Genomic DNA, 20594 nt, shown 5'->3' with positions numbered 1-20594 from the left:
CAGAACACCTCACTGTTTTTTCTCTATGGGCAGCTCAACGGTGAAAACCGTTCCCCTGCCTGCTTCGCTGTCAACGCGGACCGTACCGTTGTGATACATGACGCCGTGCTTGACTATGGACAGTCCCAGACCCGTGCCCTTTATCCTGCGGGAGCGGCTCTTGTCCACGCGGTAGAAGCGCTCGAAGATACGTCCGATATGCTCCTTAGGAATGCCCATGCCCGTATCGCTGACGGTGATAATGGCACGCTGAGGGATATGGGCGATCTTCACATCAAGCTTTCCGCCGCTTACGTTGTACTTTATGGCGTTGTCGCAGAGATTGTACATCACCTCTCCGAGAATGGTCCTGCTGCCCATGAGTGAAACTCTCTCTCCCGACACTGAGACCGTAACGCCCTTTTCCTCGGCGCTGAGCTTCAGGCGGTCAAGTATCTCCTCTGCCAGTGCATAGAGCTCAACGCTCTCATTCTCGCGGGGAGCAGAGTCCTCGTCCAGCTTTGAGAGGGCAACTATATCATTTATGAGGTTTATGAGCCTTTCCGACTCGCTGCGGATATTTCCGCCAAACTCTGCCACGTCCTCCTGCCTGACCATGCCGTTCGCCAGCATATCGGCAGTTCCGTAGATGGTGGTCAGGGGAGTTTTCAGCTCATGGGACACATTTGATGTGAACTCGCGGCGCATGGTCTCAAGCTCCTGCTTTTCGGTAACGTCCATGATGAACACCACCAGTCCGCAGACCATATCTATGCTGTTGGCAGGACTGGCGATGACCTCGCGCTGACCGTCACCCGTGCGGAGGATGCACTCCGAACGCCGTCCGCCCAGTGCATTGAGGAGACAGCGGCGGAACACCTCTGAATTGTTGAGGGTATAGATGCTCTGTCCCTCGGTGAATGAGCCTGCTCCGAGGAGTCTTTTTGCACTGGAATTGCAGGTGAGCACATTGAGCTTGGGGTCAGCGATGATAAGTCCCTCGGTCATGCTCTCGGTCATGAGGGTGAACTGCTCACGGCGGCTCTGTATCTCGTCCATCTGGCGGCTTACCTTGATATTCTGGGTGCGGAGCTTATCCAGCAGGGGCGCCAGCTCCTCATAGCCCTTTATATTTGTCGGGTGAGCAAGGTCTATATCGTTTATGGGCTTGACTATGTTTCGTGACACCTTTGAAGCTGCCAGCGCCGAAAACAGCACCAGTACCGCCAGTGTCAGCAGCATGGGGGTCAGTACCTTCAGCAGCTGTGCCGTCAGGGAGGTATGCACTCCCGAAACTCTTATGACAGAGCCGTCGGACAGCCTTACAGCATGGTTCACGGTCTTCTGCATTATGGTGGCGGAGTATCGTGAGGAGCTTCCCTCACCGTTTTTCACTGCCTCTTGTATTTCCTTGCGGTCGGAGTGGTTTTCCAGCTCGGAAGCCTCCTCCTCCGAGTCAAAGAGCACCCGACCGTCCCTGCCTATCCATGTCACGCGGACAGCATCGTCTATTACCGCAGTCTCAAGGTAGCTGCTTCCGCTCTGCTCCACGGCAGAGGAAATGAGCTTTGCGTCCGTCCTCACCTCGGAGGCGGCAAGCTCCGCGGAAGCTCCGTACAGTATGGCGGTGACTATGATTATGGCAGCCACAACAGAAAGGCTGCAAATGGTGATTATACTGAGGAATATCTTCTTAGTCAATACTGCCGTCACCTGCCTTATAGCCTACTCCGCGGATAGTCTCGATGAGCTCTCCGCAGTCTCCCAGCTTCTGTCTGAGAGTCCTTATATGAACGTCAACAGTGCGGCTCTCGCCTGCGAAGTCATAGCCCCATATCTCCCTGAGGAGGCTGTCCCTCGAAAACACTTGTCCCCTGTGCCTCATGAGCATAAGCAGCAGGTCGTACTCCTTCAGGGTGAGGTTCACCTTTTCGCCTTCGGCAAATACCTCATGCTTTGTGGGATAAACGGCGATACCGCCCAGAGAAAGCTTCTCTGTCTCTGCGGAGCTGCCGTAGGTGCGCCTGAGCAGCGCCTTTATGCGTGATATAAGCTCCATTGTGCCGAAGGGTTTGGCGATATAGTCATCAGCGCCGTTGTCCAGCCCCTCCACCTTGTCAAGCTCCGTGCCCTTTGCGGTCAGCATTATCACAGGGAGCTTCTGCGTCTCGGGAACGCTGCGGAGCTTTTTCAGCACCTCAAGACCGTCCTCCTCAGGGAGCATACGGTCAAGGAGCAGCAGCTCGGGAAGCTCCGCTTTAATTGCCTCATAGAGCGCTGAGGGAGCTTCAAAGCCCTCGGCTTCAAAGCCCGAGCTTTTCAGGGCATAAATGACGAAATTTCTGATGCCCTCCTCGTCCTCAAGCATATATATCATAAAAAAGTCTCCTTTCCCTGCGCGGGAGTGATACGTTATCATTACTCAGTGTTCAGTGGTCTGACAAATATTATTATACGTCGCTTTGTGAAAAAATTCAAGTCCCTGTTAAAAACAGCCGAAAATACGCGGAAACCCGTCATAAATTTTTTGTGTATTTTTTAAAATTATAGTTGAATTTCTCGGCTGTTTGTGTTATACTGTAATGTGCAGACTTTTGCAATCTTATAAATATCCGCCTTTGTGTAAAACACCATGAAAGGGCGGAGGATCGGAGATAATATGAACTTCACAAATATGCTTACCAATCTCGCACAGATCTCGGACGCAGAAAATCCTACGATCTTCCCATTCCCATTTCCCATGCACATCGCTATCGTTATAATATCCGTGATCTTTTTCGGTTTCAGATTTGCAGTACAGAAAAAGCCCTACCAGCTCATTTTTGCGATCGCAGTACCCATATCACTGCTGTTATGGGTGTCCAATAACAAGACCCTCTACTATACAGTTGGTATCATCGAGCTGATACTCATTCTCCTCGCTGTTATATCCACTTTCGTATTCAAGCCCAAGAAGGCAGAGGCAGCTGTTACAGCGGCTGCCGAGGAAAAGGCTGAGGAAGCCGGCAGCGACAAGGCTGACGAGGAGAAGGCTGAGGAAGCCGACAGCGACAAGGCTGACGAGGAGGAATAATCCGTGAAGATAGCAGTCCTTGACTGGTACACGGTCAACATAAGCGGAGATATCCCCACTACTCAGCTTGAGGAGCTGGGCGAGGTAAAGATAATACCGCTTACAAAGCCCGAGGAGACCGCTGCAAATATCGGCGACGCAGACATAGTCCTCTGCAACAAGGTGCTCATCACCAAGGAGGTCATGGACGCCTGCCCCAACATAAAATATGTGGGACTTTTCGCCACGGGCTTCAATAACGTGGACATCGACTATGCCGCTGAAAAGGGCATAACCGTATGCAACGCAGGTCAGTATTCCACCAACGCCGTGGCTCAGCAGACCTTCGCCTACATACTTGACCGCTTCAGCCGCATAAGAGACTACGATACAGCCGTGAAAAACGGCGAGTGGGAGCGTTCCCCTGCCTTCTCATACTTTCCCGTCCCCACCTCAGAGCTGGCAGGCAAGACCCTTGCCATAGTGGGCTACGGCTCGATAGGAAGAAAGGTAGCCGAGATAGGCTCAGCCTTCGGCATGAACATAGTTATAAGCACAAGGACTCAGCCCAAGGACTGCCCCTATGAGGTCACAGACCTGTTCACAGCGGCAGAAAAGGCTGACGTCATCACCTTCCACTGCCCTCTTACCGAGCAGACCGCAGGCATCATCAATGAGGAGCTCCTCTCCCATATGAAGCCCTCGGCAATGCTGATAAATACCTCAAGAGGCGGAGTGGTCAACGAAGCCGACCTTGCAGCTGCGCTCAGCAGCGGAAAAATTGCCGCCGCATACCTTGATGTGCTGGTAAAGGAGCCCATGTCTCCCGATACTCCCCTCAAGGGCGCAAAGAACTGCGTCATCACTCCACATACCGCATGGGCGCCTCTGGAGACCAGACAGCGCCTTGTGGATATCGTATGTGAGAACATCAGGGCTTGGCAGAGCGGAAAGCCGCAGAATAAAGTCAACTGAAGGAAGTCAGTACCTATGAGAAATATATCCGACAAAAAGCGTATCGTCATAAAGCTGGGCACTTCTACCCTCGCTCACAAGACGGGCAAGCTCAACATACGCCGCATGACCAACCTTGTGCGCGTTATTTCCGACCTGCACAACTCTGGCAGAGAGATAATCATGGTCTCCTCGGGAGCCGTTGGTCTGGGCGCAGGCAAGCTGGGACTCCCCGAAAAGCCGAAGGACACCAAGACCAAGCAGGCTGTTGCCGCCATCGGTCAGTGCGAGCTCATGCACGTCTATGACGATATGTTCGCTAAATACAGCGTCACGGTGGCGCAGATACTGCTCACCAAGACCATAATCAATAACCCCAATCACTGCGAGAACTTCATGAATACCGTGGAGAAGCTGGTGAATATGGACGTTATCCCCATCGTAAACGAGAACGACACCATCGCCATCGACGAGCTGGAGCTTGAGATAGGCGAGAACGATTCCCTCTCCGCCCTTGTTGCGGAGCTGTCAAGAGCCGACCTGCTGCTGATACTGTCAGACATCGACGCTCTCTACGATGATGACCCCCGCTCAAATCCCGACGCAAAACCCATTCCCCTTGTCGAGGAGATAACTCCCGAGATAGAGGCAATGGCAGGCGGCGCAGGAACAAGTCTGGGCACAGGCGGTATGTCCACCAAGATAACCGCCGCAAAGATAGCCACAAACGCAGGCATCGACATGGTCATCATGAACGGCAGGGACCCCGAGAAGCTCTACGACCTCTTTGAGGACAAGGAGATAGGTACCCTTTTCAAGGCAAAATAACCGCCGACACCATTCACGGAGGTTCGATATGATAATTTCCAGAGGCAGCGAGAGAGTGTCCAAGGAGGACACATACCTCAACTGCGCAGAGGTATTCGCTTACAGGAGCACCTGTCTCAAGCGCAAATACGGCGCGGTCATAGTCAAGAACGACGCAGTGCTGTCAACAGGCTACAACGGCTCTCCCCGAGGCACGGAAAACTGCTGTGACAGAGGAGAATGCCCGAGGATACCACTTGGTCTCCATCAGGGCGAGGGCTACGGTATGTGCAGAGCTGTACACGCCGAGGCAAATGCGCTGCTTAACTGCTCCCGTGAGCAGACCGTGGGTGCCGACCTCTACCTGACAGGTGTGAACCCCTCCGACGGCAGCGTACACAAAGCAAAGCCCTGCCCCCTTTGCGCAAGAATGATAATACAGGCGGGGATAAGGAACGTATACCTCCGACAGAGCGACGCTCCCAACGACTATATAAAAATGCCTGCCGAAAAGCTTGAATGGTACCTTGAGGGATAAATCATAAAGCTGCTTATACAGACCGTAACAGCGGCTTCATCGTGTACAGAAAACAAGATATTCGTAATATATAACAGAGATTGAACAAGAGGTGTGAATAATGAGCTATACAGAGGAACTGGGAAAAAGAGCCAAGGCAGCCGAAGCTGCCGCAGCAGGCGCTTCAACTCAGATGAAGGACAGCGCCCTTGCAGCTATATCAAAGGCGCTCATTGAAAACAAGCAGCTTATAATCGAGGCTAACGCCAAGGACATCGCCGCTGCAAAGGCAAACGGCATGACCGAGGCTAAGCAGGACAGACTGAAGCTTGACGAAAAACGCATCGAGGGCATCGCCAAGGGAGTTGACGAGCTCATCGCCCTGAAGGATCCCATCGGTGAGGTCATCGGCGGCGGAAACCGTCCCAACGGCTTGCAGATAATCAAGACCCGCGTACCGCTGGGTGTTATCGGAATAATCTTCGAGTCACGTCCCAATGTTACAGTTGACGCGGCTGCACTGTGTCTCAAGGCAGGCAACGTTGTTATCCTTAAGGGCGGCAAGGAGGCAATAAACTCCAACATCTGCCTCGGAAACATCATGCGTAAGGCTGTGGAGGAAGCAGGTCTCCCTGCGGACGTTATACAGGTCGTTGACAACACAGACCGCGAGACCACTAACGAGCTCATGCGTCTCAACGGCTATGTGGACGTTATTATCCCCAGAGGAAGCGCTAACCTCATTCAGGCAGTAGTAAAGAACGCAACTGTTCCCGTTATCGAAACAGGTGCAGGCAACTGCCACGCCTACATAGACGCATCCGCAGACCTTGACATGGCTGTGAATATCACCGACAACGCCAAGACACAGCGTCCCTCGGTGTGCAACGCTATCGAGAGCCTGCTGGTACACAAGGACATCGCAGACAAGTTCCTGCCCCTTATAGCAGAGCGCTTCAAGGAGCACGATGTGAAGATATACGGCTGTGACAGGACCATCTCTATTCTCGGCAGCGGCATCGAAAAGGCTACCGAGACCGAGTATGCCACAGAGTTCAACGACTTCGTCATAGCAGTCAAGGTAGTTGACGACATCGACGAGGCTATCGCACATATAAGAAAGTACAGCACAAAGCATTCGGAGTGCATCGTTACGAGCTCGCTTGCAAATGCACGGAAATTCCAGAAGCAGGTAGACGCAGCAGCTGTCTATGTCAATGCTTCCACCCGTTTCACAGACGGCGGCGAATTCGGCTTCGGCGCAGAAATAGGCATTTCCACCCAGAAGCTCCACGCAAGAGGTCCCATGGGACTTACTGAACTTACCACAGTAAAATACCTGATCAACGGAGACGGTCAGATCAGATAAAACCGCCGCCTCCGCGCGGCAACATCAGAATATTCACTTGATTTTGGAGGTCGAAATGGCTATTAGAAAAGATCTTGACGATATGCTCAACAGCCTTATGGACGGCGGCGGAAGCAGCAGTACGCCTGCAAGGAGCCATACCACACCAAGGGCTGTGCGAAAAAGCAGATTCGACAATATGTCGGTGGACGACCTGCTCCACGCTCTCGAGGAGGAAAAGCACCACATCGAGGACGAGCAGCCTGTAATTCCCGATAATGCGCCGCCTGCGTCATGGGAATTCGCTCCCCCCACACACGAATTTGCTCCATCCCCCGAGAGTATCGCCCCCGAGGAGTCTCCTGCCGAGGAGGTACCCAATATCATTGCCGAGGTGATGCACACAGAGCCCACAGCGGAAATGACAAGGGTATTCGATACGGTGCCCGTAAGCGAGGAGCTCCCCAAGCCTGCTAAGAAGAAAAAGATAGTGATCACGGGAGAGCTGCCCGACTACGAAGCGCTCCGCCGTCAGGAATTTGAAAGAGAGCAGCAGGCGCAGAGAGCTGCGGAAGCTGCCGCAGAAGAGGCAAGAGCTGCCGAGAGAGCAAGGAGAGCTGCTGAGGCTGCTGCCGAAAGACAGCGTCTCGCTGAGGAAGCCGAAAAGCGCAGACTTGCACAGGAGGAAGCCGAGAGACAGCGCCGCCTTGCAGAAGAAGCTGAGCAGGCTCGTCTCGCTGAGGAAGCTGAAAAACGCAGACTTGCACAGGAGGAAGCTGAGAAACAGCGCCGCCTTGCAGAGGAAGCTGAGCAGGCTCGTCTCGCTGAGGAAGCCGAAAAGCGCAGACTTGCAGAGGAAGAAGCCGAGAGACAGCGCCGCCTTGCAGAGGAAGCTGAGCAGGCACGTCTCGCTGAGGAAGCCGAAAAGCGCAGACTTGCAGAGGAAGAAGCCGAGAGACAGCGCCGCATAGAGGAAATGAAGCGTCTTGCGGAAGCTGCCGAGGAAAAAGCACCTGCACCGGTTACATTCACCGAGGAGACGATAGTCAACTCCTCCGCCGAGGAAGCCGTTGACGCTGCAATAGAGGCTCTCGGAGAAGCCGCTGCCGCTCCCGCAGAGGAGATGGCAGAAGCTGCCGCCGAGACAGCAAAGCCCAAGAAGATCAGCCTTTTCAAGAAGCTGAAAAACAAGGGCAAGGACGAACCCAAGCCCGATACGGAAGCTGCTCCCGAGGACGGACTTTTTGAGCCGGCAGAGGAGCCCTCCGCTACCGACCTTATCGATGCAGCCATAGCCGCTATACACGATGAGGAAGTGTCTCACGAGAGCGACCCCGTGGGAAGTATGCTGGAAAATATCCGCGAGGACGCAGCAGAAGCCATTGCCGACATGAACGAGACAAAGGCTGAGGAGCCCGAAAACACAAGCTCTGAGCCTCTTATAATGTCCGACGAGGACATCATCTCGGGACTCACTCCCGACCTGAAGGAGCGCTTTGACGCTCTCCCTGCCGACAAGCAGCAGCAGGTCATCGAGATGCGCCGCGCACAGATGGGCGCTATCGCTCCGCCTATCGTTATTGACGAGCCCGAGGAGGACATACTCCCCGATGAGGATATAGCTCCCGAGGAGCCCGAAACTGCCGAAAAGGCTGAGGAGACAGCTCCCGAGAAGCCCGAGGATGAAGAAAAGCCCGCAGAAGCTGCTCCCGTAAAGGAAGAAAAGCCCAAGGGCAAGGTGACATCCGCACTTGAGAGGATACTTGACGAGGACCCCGACGAGCTCATCGCTCAGCGCAGGGAAAACGTGGAGAGCAGCTCCGATGAACCTGCCAAGGACCCCAACAGAAAGAAGCTCCTCTACACCATTCTCGGCGTAGTAATGACAGCATTCGCCATAATCGGTATCATTGCCACAGTTTTCAAGGGTATCGGACTGGCAAGAAGCTTCACATCGGGTGAGGTAAAGAAGGACAGCTTCACACAGATGGTCTATCCTGCCGTAATCATGGATATAGAGCCATTCAGCGATCCCTCACAGCTCACATCGGAGCAGATCGTTACCGCTACCATCTGGTCCATCATCATGGACGACAGCAAGATATCCAAGTATGACGCCACACTTGACACAGTGACTATCCCCGACGTTGACGTAGAGAAGTACGCAGTAGAGCTGTTCGGCGAGAATATCCCACAGTTCAACCACTGCACCGTAGGTCCCGTTGAGTCAAGATTTTACTACTCCGACGGAGCATACAACGTAAAGGTGAAGCCTATCACCCATACATACGCTCCCGAGGTAAAATCCATTGTCAAGAACGGCAGCGAATATACTCTTACCGTTGATTATATCGCGGAGCTCCCCACATGGATGGAAAAGAACGTCGCCAAGCAGGCTGAGTACAAGCTCACCGAAAAGGAAGACGGCACATTCCGTTTCAATTCCATGAAGATAATCTCCGTAAACAGCGGCAATATCTGATACAGTGAAAAAAAGCTCCTGAGTGCTTGAAGTGCTCAGGAGCTTCGTTTTTTCTGATAAATCATAATTTAGCGCGTATGCGCTAAGTTGATAGTTGAAAGTTGAGAGTTGAGAGTTAATGTGTTCGCTTCGCTCACAATATTTAAATATTGTCGCCGCAGGTGACTCCACAACTTTAAACTCTAAACTCTAAACTCAAATCAAAATTTAGCAAAGCTAAATTTTGATTTATCTCAGCCGCAAAAGGTTACAATTAAGGAAAATTACCGCTGAAATTGTTACAAAAAAAATACAAATTCATATGTTTTCGCAATATCAGTCATTAAACAGTTGACATTTCGGCGATTTGCTGTTAAAATAGATATGATGCCTATTTAGGGCATTGACTTTTCTTTAGGAGGAGGAGCTGCTTTGGGAGACAGTAAATATTGCTTTAAATGCATGGAACCATACGGACAGGAGCTTCATGTTTGCCCGTCATGCGGATACGTTGAAACTGCTTCATATGACCCCATGTACGTCCCACCCGGTACTATACTCCACAGCAAGTACCTCTGCGGTATTCTTCTGGAATATAACGGCGAAGGCGCCACATACATCGGCTGTGATACGACCACAGGCAAAAAGGTACTTATCAGAGAATATATGCCCATAAACCTCTGCACAAGAGTAAAGGGCAAGGCTATTATCAGCGTTAACTACAACAACCTTGCAAAGTACAAGGCTTTCATGGCTGAGTATACAGAGCTCAACAAGTCTCTGGCAAGACTGCGCAATAACTCAAATATACCGCCTGTACTCGATATGTTCGCCGAGAACAATACCACCTACACCATTTTTGAATACATCGAAGGCGTGAAAATGCTGGATTATCTCAAGGAAAATGCAGGAGAGCTGAGCTGGGAACAGGTCTCCAAGATATTCCCGCCCCTTTTCACGACTATAGGTATCCTGCACAACGCAGGTATCATACACCGTGCCATCAGCCCCGATACGGTCTATATCACCGACAAGGGCGAGCTGAAGCTCTCAGGCTTCTGCGTATCCGCTGTGAGAACAGCCAACGCAGGTCTTGAATATGAGCTCTTCAAGGGCTATGCCGCTCCCGAGCAGTATTCTGCCAACAGCAGCAGCCGTCAGGGCTCATGGACAGACGTTTACGGTGTCTGCGCCCTTCTCTACCGCGCACTCACAGGCTGTATGCCCGTTGACTCCGTAAGCCGACAGAAGCACGACGACCTCCACGAGCCTCATATGCTGGATTCGCGCATTCCGCGCCACGTTTCCAGAGTCATCATGGAGGGTATGAACCTCAATGGCAGAGACCGTATACAGACCATCACAGAGCTGGTAACAAGACTATTCGAGCAGCCCGCAGAGGATGAGGAGGACATGGACAGCACAGTTCTTCTCGACAGCGGTATCCCCTCGGAAACTCCGTCAGCCGCTCCCGAGGCGCCCGTATATCAGCAGAGTGCATATCAGCACGAGCAGCAGAGCTATGAGCAGCCTCAGGAAGTTATCCACCAGCGCAGCGCGGCTTCCTACAAAAAGCCCAGACGTGACGACAGCTATAAATACGAAAAGGTCAACACAGTTGACAGGATAAAGGTTCCCATAATCATCGGACTCCTGCTCCTCGCCATACTCCTGACCCTTTCCGTAATACTCATAAGCATACTCACACCGCCAAAGGATGAGACCTCATCCGTGAGAACAAGACGCTCCTCCATCAGCTCCAACGTAGTTGACGACGCTGAGGCTACAAAGGCTGCTGACACCGAAATGCCAAAGCTTGTGGGACGCTTCTATGAGGTAGTCAAGGAAAAATGGAAGGATTATTTCGTGCTTGACGCGGAATATGAGTACAATAACGATTACGAGAACGACATGATCTTCGAGCAGGCTGTTCCCGAGGGCGAAATGGTATCTCAGGGACAGGTCATCAAGGTCAAGGTCAGTAAGGGCAAGGAATCCGCTTATATCCCCGATTTCGCGGGAATGACCGTGGATCAGTACAAGAACGCCCTTGACAAGGCAGGAATAACCGACTTCAACTATCAGTTCATCGAATCCAAGAGCTCCTACGGCAAGGCAAACACAGTCGTAGAGCTTCAGGTGGACGGCAAGGTAGTTTCGCCGAACACACTGTTCAGCAACAAGGAGGGCAAGAAGCTCACTGTATTCTATGTTTCCGAGAATGCTAACGCTCAGCAGTATGCTACAGCAGCTCCTCAGGTAACAGAAGCACCTGCTACAACAGCAGAGCCCGTAACACAGGCTCCTACAACAGCGGCTCCCGCACCTACGGATCCTCCTCCGACGGATCCTCCTCCGACTGATCCTCCCCAGCAGCCCGAACAGCCCGTAGAAGGCGGCGAGGGCAGCGGCGAAGAACAGCAGTAAGACCGCTCAATAACAAACATAAAGCCATAGTATTTCTCATAAAGAGGTACTATGGCTTTTCTGTATCCGCCCATACCACAATGAAAAAGGCAGCCGAAGCTGCCTTTTTCCTATTAGGGAGAACTGAGATATCTTAAACTCTTGTGCCGCCTGTCAGTGTGCCGCCGTATGCAGCAAGCTGAGTCTGGTCAAGCTGCTGGAAGTATGCAGAACCGCTGAGGGTGCCGCCTGTGTAGAAGGAAGCTCCCGAGGTGCCTGTGCCGCCTGCCTTGAGCTGGCTGACAGACTTGTCAACGATGAAGGAAACTATTACCTTTCCGTCGCTGCCCACCAGTGAAAGTCTGGTATTAGCGCCTACATTTGAGGAAGCTGTCACGCTTGCGGACATTGTACTTCCGCCCATTGCCATACCGCCCGAAGGACAATCGGATATCCATGTACCGCCGTTTACGATGATGGAGCTGCCGCCGTCGCCGCAGTCAAAGGGCTCGTTGCCGTTTGATACGAGGTAGCCGCCGTTTATCTCAATATTACCGTTAGAGTCAAAGCCGTCATGGTCGCCGTTTGCAGCGTTCACGATGGCTAATCCGCCGTTGAACTGCAGGATATAGTCGCCTGAGTTTCCGCCGAAGCCGCCTCCGCCGAAACCTCCGCCGCCCTGACCCCAAGGCATACCTGTGTTGCCTGTGCCTGAGCCGTCGCTTCCGCCTGCTGCGTTGAAGCCGTCATCTGTGGAATTAACGATAACAGAACCGCTGTTCTGATATATCTTCTGGGCTTCGATACCCTCGTAGCACTTCTCGGCAGCTATAACGATATCATCGTATTTTCCGCTGTTTTTGGTGCCGATTGTGAGGTTATGGTCAGCGTGGGCGCCGTCATCAGCGGATGAGAGCTTCAGCTCGCCGCCTATGAGCTGCATATCGCCGCCGCAGTGGAGACAGTCGTCCGAGGAGTCTATGGTGACAGTACCGCCGTTGATGGTGATATCGCCAACGCTCTGCCATGTGGTGCCCGCTTCGTCATAGAGTCCGACAGCCTTGATGCCCTTTGCGGAGATATCGGTCTTGTTGGAGTTTCCGTCCATACCCATACCGCCCATGCCGCCTCTGCCGCCGAAATTGAAGCCGCCTGTGTTGCCGCCGGCAGTTGTACCGCTGCCTGTGAAGGAGCTTCCCTCATAGGTCTTGATATTGAGGTCTCCGCCGTTCATAACGAAGAACTGCTCTGCGGAGATACCGTCAGCATAGGATTCAATATCCACTGTACCGCCGTTTATTGTAACGATACCCACCTGCTTTGCAGTCGAGGACACATCTGTGGATGTAGCCTTGATACCGTCCCCTGCCTTGGTATTTACGCTTACACTGAGAGTAGAGTAGTCCACCTCTGTGCCGTCATCTGAGGTATTGCCGACAGTAACGCTGTCCTTGCCGCGGATACCGTCATCAGCAGCGTTTACTACGAGAGTGCCGTTGTATATCTTTATATCGTCCTTGCCGACGATAGCGTCTGCGGCATTGCCGTTTACAGTGAGCTTTCCCTTGCCCTTGAACTTTATGTCGTCCTTGGAGTAGATAGCTCCCGTATCGCCGTCAGCGTTGGTGTAGCTCGTACCGTCCGATATTGTATTCTCAGTACCGTTCTTAGCAACAATGATGACCTCGTCTGCGATAGATGCTACATATATAGGAGAATTAGTTGTATTTGTAAGGCTCATGCCGCTGAGGTCGAGCTCAACGACGCCGTCGGGATAGACAGTCTTATCTACGTCAACGATTATCTGTCCGCCGGTCATCCCGCCGGTTACTGTAAAAACACCGGGCTGCTCAATAGTACAAACGTTGTTTTCAACCTTGGCTTCCGATGAAGCATTTGTTGTCATGCCCGAATCAGCGAGGGTAATGGTAAGTCCCTCGGGAGCGGGAGTAGGCTCGACAACTGTGGTGCCGCCTGTGCCTGACGGGTCAACATTGTTGAATGTTGTAACGAGACTGAGCTGGAACTGAGTCTGCTTGCCGTCAGTATGTGTTACAGAAGCGCCTGTGGACAGGTTCTTGAAGCTGCATGACTTAGCACCGTTGATAGCAGTATCGCTGTAAAGCACATACTTGTACTTCTTGGTGTACTTGACATCGAGGCTGCCAGCTGCAAGAGCATTAGCCTTCTTCCATGTGCCGTCCTTCTCATTAGTCGCGTCATTGATACAGTTGAGGAGCACTGTGGTCTGTGTGGTACCTGCCATGAGCTTCTCGTCTGCCTGATTATCGGTAGCAGTAGCGATAACAGTACCGCCTGTGATATTGATAGCAGTTACAGCTGTGAGACCGCGGTCGCCGCCTGCGATAAGAGTACCGCCGCTGACATCGATAGAGGTCTCAGCCTGTACAGCGTCCTTGCCTGCCTTGATGCTGGTATTACCGCCTGTGATAGAAACAGCACCCTTGCTGGACTTGATACCGTCGCCCTCGGAGTCGATATTGAGGACACCGTCCTTGACTGTAACAGACTTCTTAGCCTTTACAGCGTCAGTGCCGTCGGTGGAGTTCAGGGTGGTGATATTGACTGTACCGCCGTTGAATTTGATATCATTGTTGCAGGAAACAGCGTCCTGAGTGTTAGCGGTTATCTCAAGGACACCGTCGCCCTTGTCGCCGCCCTTTATTGTCACATCGTCCTTAGCCTCGATAACAGCAGTGTTGAGGTTATCGCCTGCATAAGCTGTGTCGCCGTCGGAGATACTGTTAGTAGTGCCGTCAACTATATTTATAGAGGTATTCTCTGCGTTAGTGACAAGGATCGCAGGAGCGCTCTTGCCTGTGATATTAGCACCGTTCAGGAATATCTTTACTGTATCGGGGTCAGCAGCCTCATCGGGGATATTTACCTCGATCTGACCGTCGTCAAGAGTTCCGTCGATATAGAACTCGCCCGAATGAGTGATAGTTACCTTAGTTCCCTCAACAACAGCATTCTCGCCCTCTACCTCGATGGAGGTGTTCTTCAGATGTATCTTTGTAGCCTCGGCAACGGGGTCAACGCTTCCTACGGGAGTAAGCTTTCCCTTGCCTAAAAGGTAAAGCTGGATAGTAAGTGCATCGTTGCCGGTAACGCCTAACTCGCCGTCACAGTCTGCATTGAGCCAGCCCTGCTCCTTGAAGCAGAGCGGATCTGAGCCGCCCTGTGAATACTTATTCGGGTTGGCAAGTGCCTGCATGATGAGGATAGCATCTGCAAGCTCAACAACTCCGTCGCCGTTGGAGTCGCCGAGAGTTTTGGATAATTCGGTCTCTGCCGCAAAGCTCATTGCAGGAAGCGCAGAGCCGAGAACGCAGGCTGCCGAAAGACCTGCCAGCAGCTTTTTAAAGCCGTGCTTTTTCATAAATATCAATCTCCTTTTTTAATATCGACCTGATCTCTGGTATCCGATCCTCTTAGATTATGACTTAATTATAGTGCAAAGACCTTAAAATAATCTTAAAATCGGCTTAAAATAGATTTAAGATTACCAAAAACAGGTAGTATAACACAGTTAAATCATTATGTATGATTTGTTCCTAAGCTTTCCGTCTATAATAATTATACATTATATTTTGACGATTCGCGACTCCGCGAGGTGAAGATTTCAAGTTAAAATAAAAAAAGATTTGTGAAAGAGCTTGACAAATGATAAAACATGAGATATAATAAAGCTGCAGAAAGATTGAGTTCAATTTAATTGCGTATAATTTATTAAAGGAGGATCATATATGTCAGTTTACGATTTCACAGTAAAGGCACAGGACGGAACAGAGGTAGCTCTCTCCGAATATAAGGGAAAGGTGCTTCTCATTGTCAACACCGCAACAGGCTGCGGATTTACACCTCAGTATGACGAGCTTCAGGACATCTATGAGGAGTTTCAGGCAAAGGGACTGGAGATACTTGACTTCCCCTGCAACCAGTTCGGCGAGCAGGCTCCGGGAAGTGATGAGGAGATACACAGCTTCTGCACAGGCAGATTTGGCATAACCTTCCCCCAGTTTGCAAAGATCGATGTAAACGGCGACAATGCTATCCCTCTTTATAAGTGGCTTGTGGAGAACAGCACCTTTGAGGGCTTCGGCAAGGGTCCCAAGGCGCTTGCCATGGGCGGAGTCATGAAGCTTATGGACAAGGATTACAAGAACAACAGCAAGATAAAGTGGAACTTCACAAAGTTCCTCATCAGCAGAGAGGGCGAGATCATAGACAGATTTGAGCCCACTAACTCCATGAAAGACCTGCGGGCCGCAGTAGAAAAGGCACTGTAAAGCAAAGCCCCGAAGCATAAGGGCTACACTCATATAGAATGTTATAGCAAATTATCGGGGAAAAACCTTTCTGAGGAAAGGTTCTTTCCCCGAACCCCTTTTCCAAAGACTTTATAACTGAATTTAGCCCAGACAGGGCGCTGCACACAAAATGTGAAAACCAGTATAATAGGGAGCGCCCTGTCTGGGCTAAATTAAATGCTGAAAGTTTTAGGGGAGGAGTTTGAGGAGAGACCCTTTTTCAAAAGGGTCCTCCTCAATAATAAACTGTAAATCTTCTATATTAGTACCGCCCTTACGCTTCGGGGCATTTTATTGATTACAAAGCTGCTTTCTCAGCCTTATCATATCGAACACATCAACAGTAAGATCGGCATTCATATCCGCTGCATTGAACTGCTCCTCGCTGAGAGTCTCCTTTTTCAGCAGGTGATTCTGGAGCGTTATCAGATCAGCCACATTAACGGAACCGTCCAGATTGATGTCGCCCTCCAATGGCTCGGGCTCCATGGTGGGAATGCCCATGACGATGTAGTTCACGCACTTGTAGGTCTGTCCGTTGCTGCCGAGAGACACCTTCTCCCCTGCTTTGACATCCTTTCTGTACATCATAAAGCTCAGGTCGTCCACGGTGCAGAGAGTCCTCATGAGCACATAGTCATCAAGCCACTGTGGAGGAGTCTCCACGCGGCTGTCAAGTCCCACATAGAGAGACATATCCGCTGCCGCCGTAAAGGAAGCCGCCTCGCCTGTGGTGCCCTTTGCGTCGCAGGCAGTCATGAGCACCTCGGCACCGTCAAGCCCTGACTGGAGCTGAGTTATGCGTAAGTCCCTGTCTCCGAATACGGGAGCGCCCACATAAGCCGAACCTATCGCCCATTTATCGGGGAAAGCCTGTTCTGTGACCTGAACGTCCTTAAAGAGCTTTCCGCTGAGTGGGAGCTTGTCCTTCCCGAACACAAAGCTGTCCAGATTAACGAGATAGCCCTCACCGCCCGTAAATTTTATATATAGGTCGTGAGTTCCCGATATCTTGGGAATATTCACTTCGATTTCCTTATAGTCCGTGAAGCCGCTGCTGCCGCCGAAGCTGACACTCGCCGCAGGCTCGCCGCTGAGACCGTCAAGGTAAAGCTCCATAGCCGACGCATTTCCTGCCACCTTGGCGCGGAAGCACTGAGCACCGCTGCCAAAGTCCACTCTGCGGTACATGGTCCAGTCGCCGTTTTCGATATAGGCGATATTGCTGTATCCCTCGTTGTCCTCGGTGCGAATGCCCTCCTGAGCGTCAAAGCTCTCGGCTTCGATAGTCTCAAAGGCAGACACCGTTGGAAGGGGCGTTCCGCTTTCGGGAGAGAGCTCCACAACGCCCTCGGGGAATGAATTAACCGTCAGGTCGTTGATGTAGTACTCTATGTTCATATAGCCCTTGCCGCAGTAGTCCCCTGCGTAGTCGGAGGGGTCTGAGGGGTCGAGACCTCTCAGCAGCTCCCAGTTATCGTCCATACCGTCGTTATCGTTGTCGGTTATTTCCTTTTTGGTTACGGGAGCGGGATAGCTATATGAAACTCCGCACTTTATATTGTACTTGTTGAGGTTTGTCTCTGAGGAGTCATACTCCGCAGTACCGCTGCACTGACCCGTACCGTTACGGGTCTCCTCGGCGCACTGTCTGTCGATGGCGGTACGCTTATCGGGAGCGATACCGTTTCCTGCGAAGCTGATAACATGGTCATAGGAAGCCGCAGCGCTCTCGGCTGTACCTGCTGTGGAGACATTCTCCCCGTTGATATTTATGGGGAAGGATGTACCGCTGTAAAGGTCGTTCTTGGTGATGCCGATGCCGTCCTTGACAGTGACGCCCGACCAGTTGTCCCCTGTTATGCTGTGGAATGAGCCGTCCTTATTGATAAGGCGGTTTCCCTGACAGTACACCTTGAAGTTCTCGGGCTTGGTGGTGCTGTCCACATACATCCAGTGGTAGCCGCCCGTGGTGGAGCTGCCTGCCTTGAGGGTATTGTTCACATAGTTCAGATGACCTATGGTGCCATAGGCGGTCTGATAGCCCCAGTCATAGATGATGTTGTTGGTGAAGTCCGCGGTGTACTTGTCAGGCACCTTTCCGCGGAAGTTACGGGAGACATTGTGTATTATCAGGTTATGGTCAAAGGTAAGGTCGCCCTTGCCCAGCATTATCCCAAAGCCGTGCAGACCCTTCTTGTGACCTCCCCATGAATCCGCAGGACCAAGCACAGAGTACTGCACGGTATAATTGGTGTTATTGGAGTAGAGTCCCCACTGTTCATCGGTAGTCCAGCCCATTGAGCAGTGGTCTATTATGGAATTGGAGCCCTTTGCGCCGCCCCATGCATCATTTCCCGAGGAAGTAGCCGCATAGGGACCGGGACGTGAGCTGATATAACGGCAGATGATATTGTCCCCCGACATACCCATTTTGTAGTTTTTGAGGGTTATTCCCGAACCTCCGGGAGCAGTCTGACCAGCGATTGTGATATTGCTCTGGCAGAGAATGTTGCCCTTCAGCTCGATGGTACCGCTGACATCGAATACAACTATTCTCCCCGACTTGCTTACAGCATCACGGAATGAGCCCTCACCGCTGTCGTTGAGGTTTGTAACGTGGTATACCTCCCCGCCGCGTCCACCTGTAGCGTACTTGCCGCCGCCCACAGCTCCGGGAAAGGCAGGTATTGCCGCGGCTGCATGAGCCTTCATGGCATTTCTCCGCGGAGCTCCTGCATATGCCGACGTACAGGCAACTGTCACCGCCGCCGCAAGAGCTGCCGCTCTTTTAATATTCACATACATATCAATATCCTCCTGAAAAACAGCCGATTTAATCTATATTAACATTATACATGATATTTCAAGATTTTGCAATGAAAAATAGTACTTTTCTACTGCATTTATTTACTTTTCAGGTGAAAGGGTGGACATTTCCCCGTGGAGGATAGTCTCACGGTACATGATAGTGCATAAAGCAAAAGCCCCCGAGTGCTTTGTGAACACTCAGGGGCATTACAGTTTATCAATAAATTCCCATTATTTAAGGTCTGACTTATTAAATAGCAGTATACCGCCGACAGTGGATATAATGGTGATAGCGACCATCATGATGACCATTCTTACAGCGTGCTCGGGAACACCGTCTGAACCTATGATAATGTTCATCTGCAATGTCGGGATAGCCTCACGAACCAGCTCCTGAGCCTTTTCATGCTTGTTAAGGAATGCAAGAGCAAAGGAGAAGATGTTAACGATATAAGGCATAGTGATGGCAAGCACGAAGCCGCCAACGTTCTTCAGAGTATTGCAGAGGAATACTATGAGAGCTGTCATTGCCATCTGAACAGGCAGAGTCAGCAGAAGATTTATGCAGATATCCTCTGAGGGGAACTCATTGAAGCCCAGTATGATTCCGCCGAAAACAAGAACAGCTACAAAGTAAGCCAGCTCATAGATAAGCATAACTGTCTCGGAAACGATAAGATTTGAGAGATAGATATTCGTTCTCGAATGACCGATGATTATCTTGTTTCTGACAGTGTTGTTGCGGAAGTCCTGAACGATGAGCATACCTGCGGTGATGCCGATGAGCAGGGGCATATCGGTCTTCATACTAAAGAGCAGACTGTCCGCATACATCTTCATCTGTGACATATCCATCTCAACACCCTCAAGGTCTCCTGAATTTACCCTTGATGCCAGCTTATTAAGGAAATAGAACAGCAAAGCATAAAGGAAAGCAACGCCGACGATGACCGCCAGTACGATATAAAATCTCTTTCCCTTGAAAAGTCGTCTGTAATTCTCAGCAAGAAGCTTACCCATTATGAACACCTCCTACAAGTCCCATGAAGTAGCTTTCGAGGCTCTCGTGGCGCTCGCTCATGGTATTTACAAAGCAGTTCTTCTCGTTGAGTGCAAGCACCAGCGGAGTTACCTGCATAGGGGTGAAGATATCGGCTTCGTTGGGCGAATAGAGTCTGTACTCGGCGCCCATGCCGTTGAGAACCTCAGCGAGTATATTAGTATCGTTGACATTGACATGGAGAGATGTGCGGCAAGCCTTGTCAAGCTCTTCCGCACTCATTTCCTTGATGACGTGACCATGTTCGATGAAGCCGTAGTGGGTAGCCAGACGAGACAGCTCGTCAAGGATATGGCTGGAGATAAGAATAGTGATGCCTTTCTCCTGATTGAGACGCATGATCATCTCACGGACCTCGATGATACCCTGAGGGTCGAGACCGTTGATGGGCTCGTCAAGAACGAGGAACTCGGGATCGCCCACGAGAGAGAACGCTATACCCAGTCTCTGACGCATACCGAGCGAGAAGTTCTTGGCTTTCTTTTTACCCGTATTTGCAAGACCGACCAGCTTGAGGATGTCGTCAAGCTTCTCATCCGAGATACCGAGAGCCTTTGTCTGCTGGATGAGGTTATCCTTAGCGGACATTTCGGGGTGGAGCGAGGGAGTTTCAACTACCGCGCCCATTTTCCTGCGTGTCTCAAGTAGCTTGCCGTCATTGTTCTTGACACCGAAAAGTGAAAATTCGCCTGATGTAGGATTGTTAAGACCCGTAATTACACGGATGAGGGTGGTTTTACCCGCACCGTTTCTTCCGACCATACCGTAGATAGAGCCCTTTGGCACATTTATAGTCAGGTCATTGAGAGCTTTAAATTTACCGTATTTCTTGCAAAGCTTCTGGGTCTGGAGAATGTATTCCATA

Annotated in this window: 14 protein-coding genes; 8 read left to right on the top strand and 6 right to left on the bottom strand. The window is 51.3% G+C overall.

Annotated features, from left to right (window positions below; translation table 11 throughout):
* Window positions 1-9: 9 nt before the first annotated feature.
* Together DSZ37_RS11510 and DSZ37_RS11505 are read right to left on the bottom strand one after the other, a co-directional pair.
* Window positions 10-1680 (bottom strand): ATP-binding protein, encoded by a 1671-nt coding sequence (locus DSZ37_RS11510; protein ID WP_109727047.1) that lies wholly within the window; start codon window positions 1678-1680, stop codon window positions 10-12.
* Window positions 1673-2356, bottom strand: coding sequence for a winged helix-turn-helix domain-containing protein (locus DSZ37_RS11505; RefSeq protein ID WP_109727046.1), 684 nt, complete (start codon window positions 2354-2356; stop codon window positions 1673-1675). Before DSZ37_RS11505 ends, DSZ37_RS11510 begins: the two co-directional genes overlap by 8 nt.
* 282 nt (window positions 2357-2638) lie before the next feature.
* On the opposite strand from DSZ37_RS11505, the gene DSZ37_RS11500 reads away from it, so the two are divergent.
* From DSZ37_RS11500 to DSZ37_RS11470, 7 genes are all read left to right on the top strand, one after another.
* On the top strand, window positions 2639-3052 hold the full coding sequence (locus tag DSZ37_RS11500; protein WP_109727045.1) for a hypothetical protein: 414 nt from the start codon (window positions 2639-2641) through the stop codon (window positions 3050-3052).
* 3 nt (window positions 3053-3055) lie between these two features.
* On the top strand, window positions 3056-4006 hold the full coding sequence (locus DSZ37_RS11495; protein ID WP_109727044.1) for a D-2-hydroxyacid dehydrogenase: 951 nt from the start codon (window positions 3056-3058) through the stop codon (window positions 4004-4006).
* 15 nt (window positions 4007-4021) lie between these two features.
* Window positions 4022-4813, top strand: a complete 792-nt coding sequence (proB, locus tag DSZ37_RS11490) for a glutamate 5-kinase (RefSeq protein WP_109727043.1) — start codon at window positions 4022-4024, stop codon at window positions 4811-4813.
* Window positions 4814-4841: 28 nt separating this feature from the next.
* A complete protein-coding gene (locus DSZ37_RS11485; RefSeq protein WP_109727042.1) occupies window positions 4842-5330 on the top strand; it encodes a deoxycytidylate deaminase in 489 nt (162 codons plus the stop codon).
* A 100-nt stretch (window positions 5331-5430) separates the two neighbouring features.
* A complete protein-coding gene (locus DSZ37_RS11480) occupies window positions 5431-6678 on the top strand; it encodes a glutamate-5-semialdehyde dehydrogenase (protein ID WP_109727041.1) in 1248 nt (415 codons plus the stop codon).
* Window positions 6679-6733: 55 nt separating this feature from the next.
* On the top strand, window positions 6734-9139 hold the full coding sequence (locus tag DSZ37_RS11475; protein WP_109727040.1) for a hypothetical protein: 2406 nt from the start codon (window positions 6734-6736) through the stop codon (window positions 9137-9139).
* Between the two features lie 411 nt (window positions 9140-9550).
* Complete coding sequence (locus tag DSZ37_RS11470; RefSeq protein WP_109727039.1) at window positions 9551-11545, top strand: protein kinase domain-containing protein; 1995 nt, start codon at window positions 9551-9553, stop codon at window positions 11543-11545.
* Between the two features lie 133 nt (window positions 11546-11678).
* Here the strand turns inward: DSZ37_RS11470 and DSZ37_RS11465 are convergent, their stop codons facing one another.
* Complete coding sequence (locus tag DSZ37_RS11465) at window positions 11679-14927, bottom strand: carbohydrate-binding domain-containing protein (RefSeq protein WP_109727038.1); 3249 nt, start codon at window positions 14925-14927, stop codon at window positions 11679-11681.
* Between the two features lie 367 nt (window positions 14928-15294).
* Here DSZ37_RS11465 and DSZ37_RS11460 point away from each other — a divergent pair, with 367 nt between their 5' ends.
* Window positions 15295-15837: a glutathione peroxidase gene (locus DSZ37_RS11460; protein WP_109727037.1), complete on the top strand. Its 543-nt coding sequence runs from the start codon at window positions 15295-15297 to the stop codon at window positions 15835-15837.
* A 312-nt stretch (window positions 15838-16149) separates the two neighbouring features.
* Here DSZ37_RS11460 and DSZ37_RS11455 read toward each other — a convergent pair whose 3' ends face one another.
* From DSZ37_RS11455 to DSZ37_RS11445, 3 genes are all read right to left on the bottom strand, one after another.
* The gene (locus DSZ37_RS11455) at window positions 16150-18666 is read right to left on the bottom strand and encodes a carbohydrate-binding protein (protein WP_109727036.1); all 2517 of its coding nucleotides are present in this window, start codon (window positions 18664-18666) and stop codon (window positions 16150-16152) included.
* A 234-nt stretch (window positions 18667-18900) separates the two neighbouring features.
* Complete coding sequence (locus tag DSZ37_RS11450; RefSeq protein ID WP_109727035.1) at window positions 18901-19689, bottom strand: ABC transporter permease; 789 nt, start codon at window positions 19687-19689, stop codon at window positions 18901-18903.
* Window positions 19682-20593 (bottom strand): ATP-binding cassette domain-containing protein, encoded by a 912-nt coding sequence (locus tag DSZ37_RS11445; RefSeq protein ID WP_109727034.1) that lies wholly within the window; start codon window positions 20591-20593, stop codon window positions 19682-19684. Before DSZ37_RS11445 ends, DSZ37_RS11450 begins: the two co-directional genes overlap by 8 nt.
* Between the last annotated feature and the right edge of the window lies 1 nt (window position 20594).

Source organism: Ruminococcus flavefaciens, from assembly GCF_900116855.1.
Classification (GTDB): domain Bacteria; phylum Bacillota; class Clostridia; order Oscillospirales; family Ruminococcaceae; genus Ruminococcus; species Ruminococcus flavefaciens_R.
The sequence above is the reverse complement of the archived record's forward strand: the minus strand, read 5'-3'. Positions and strand labels throughout refer to the sequence as shown.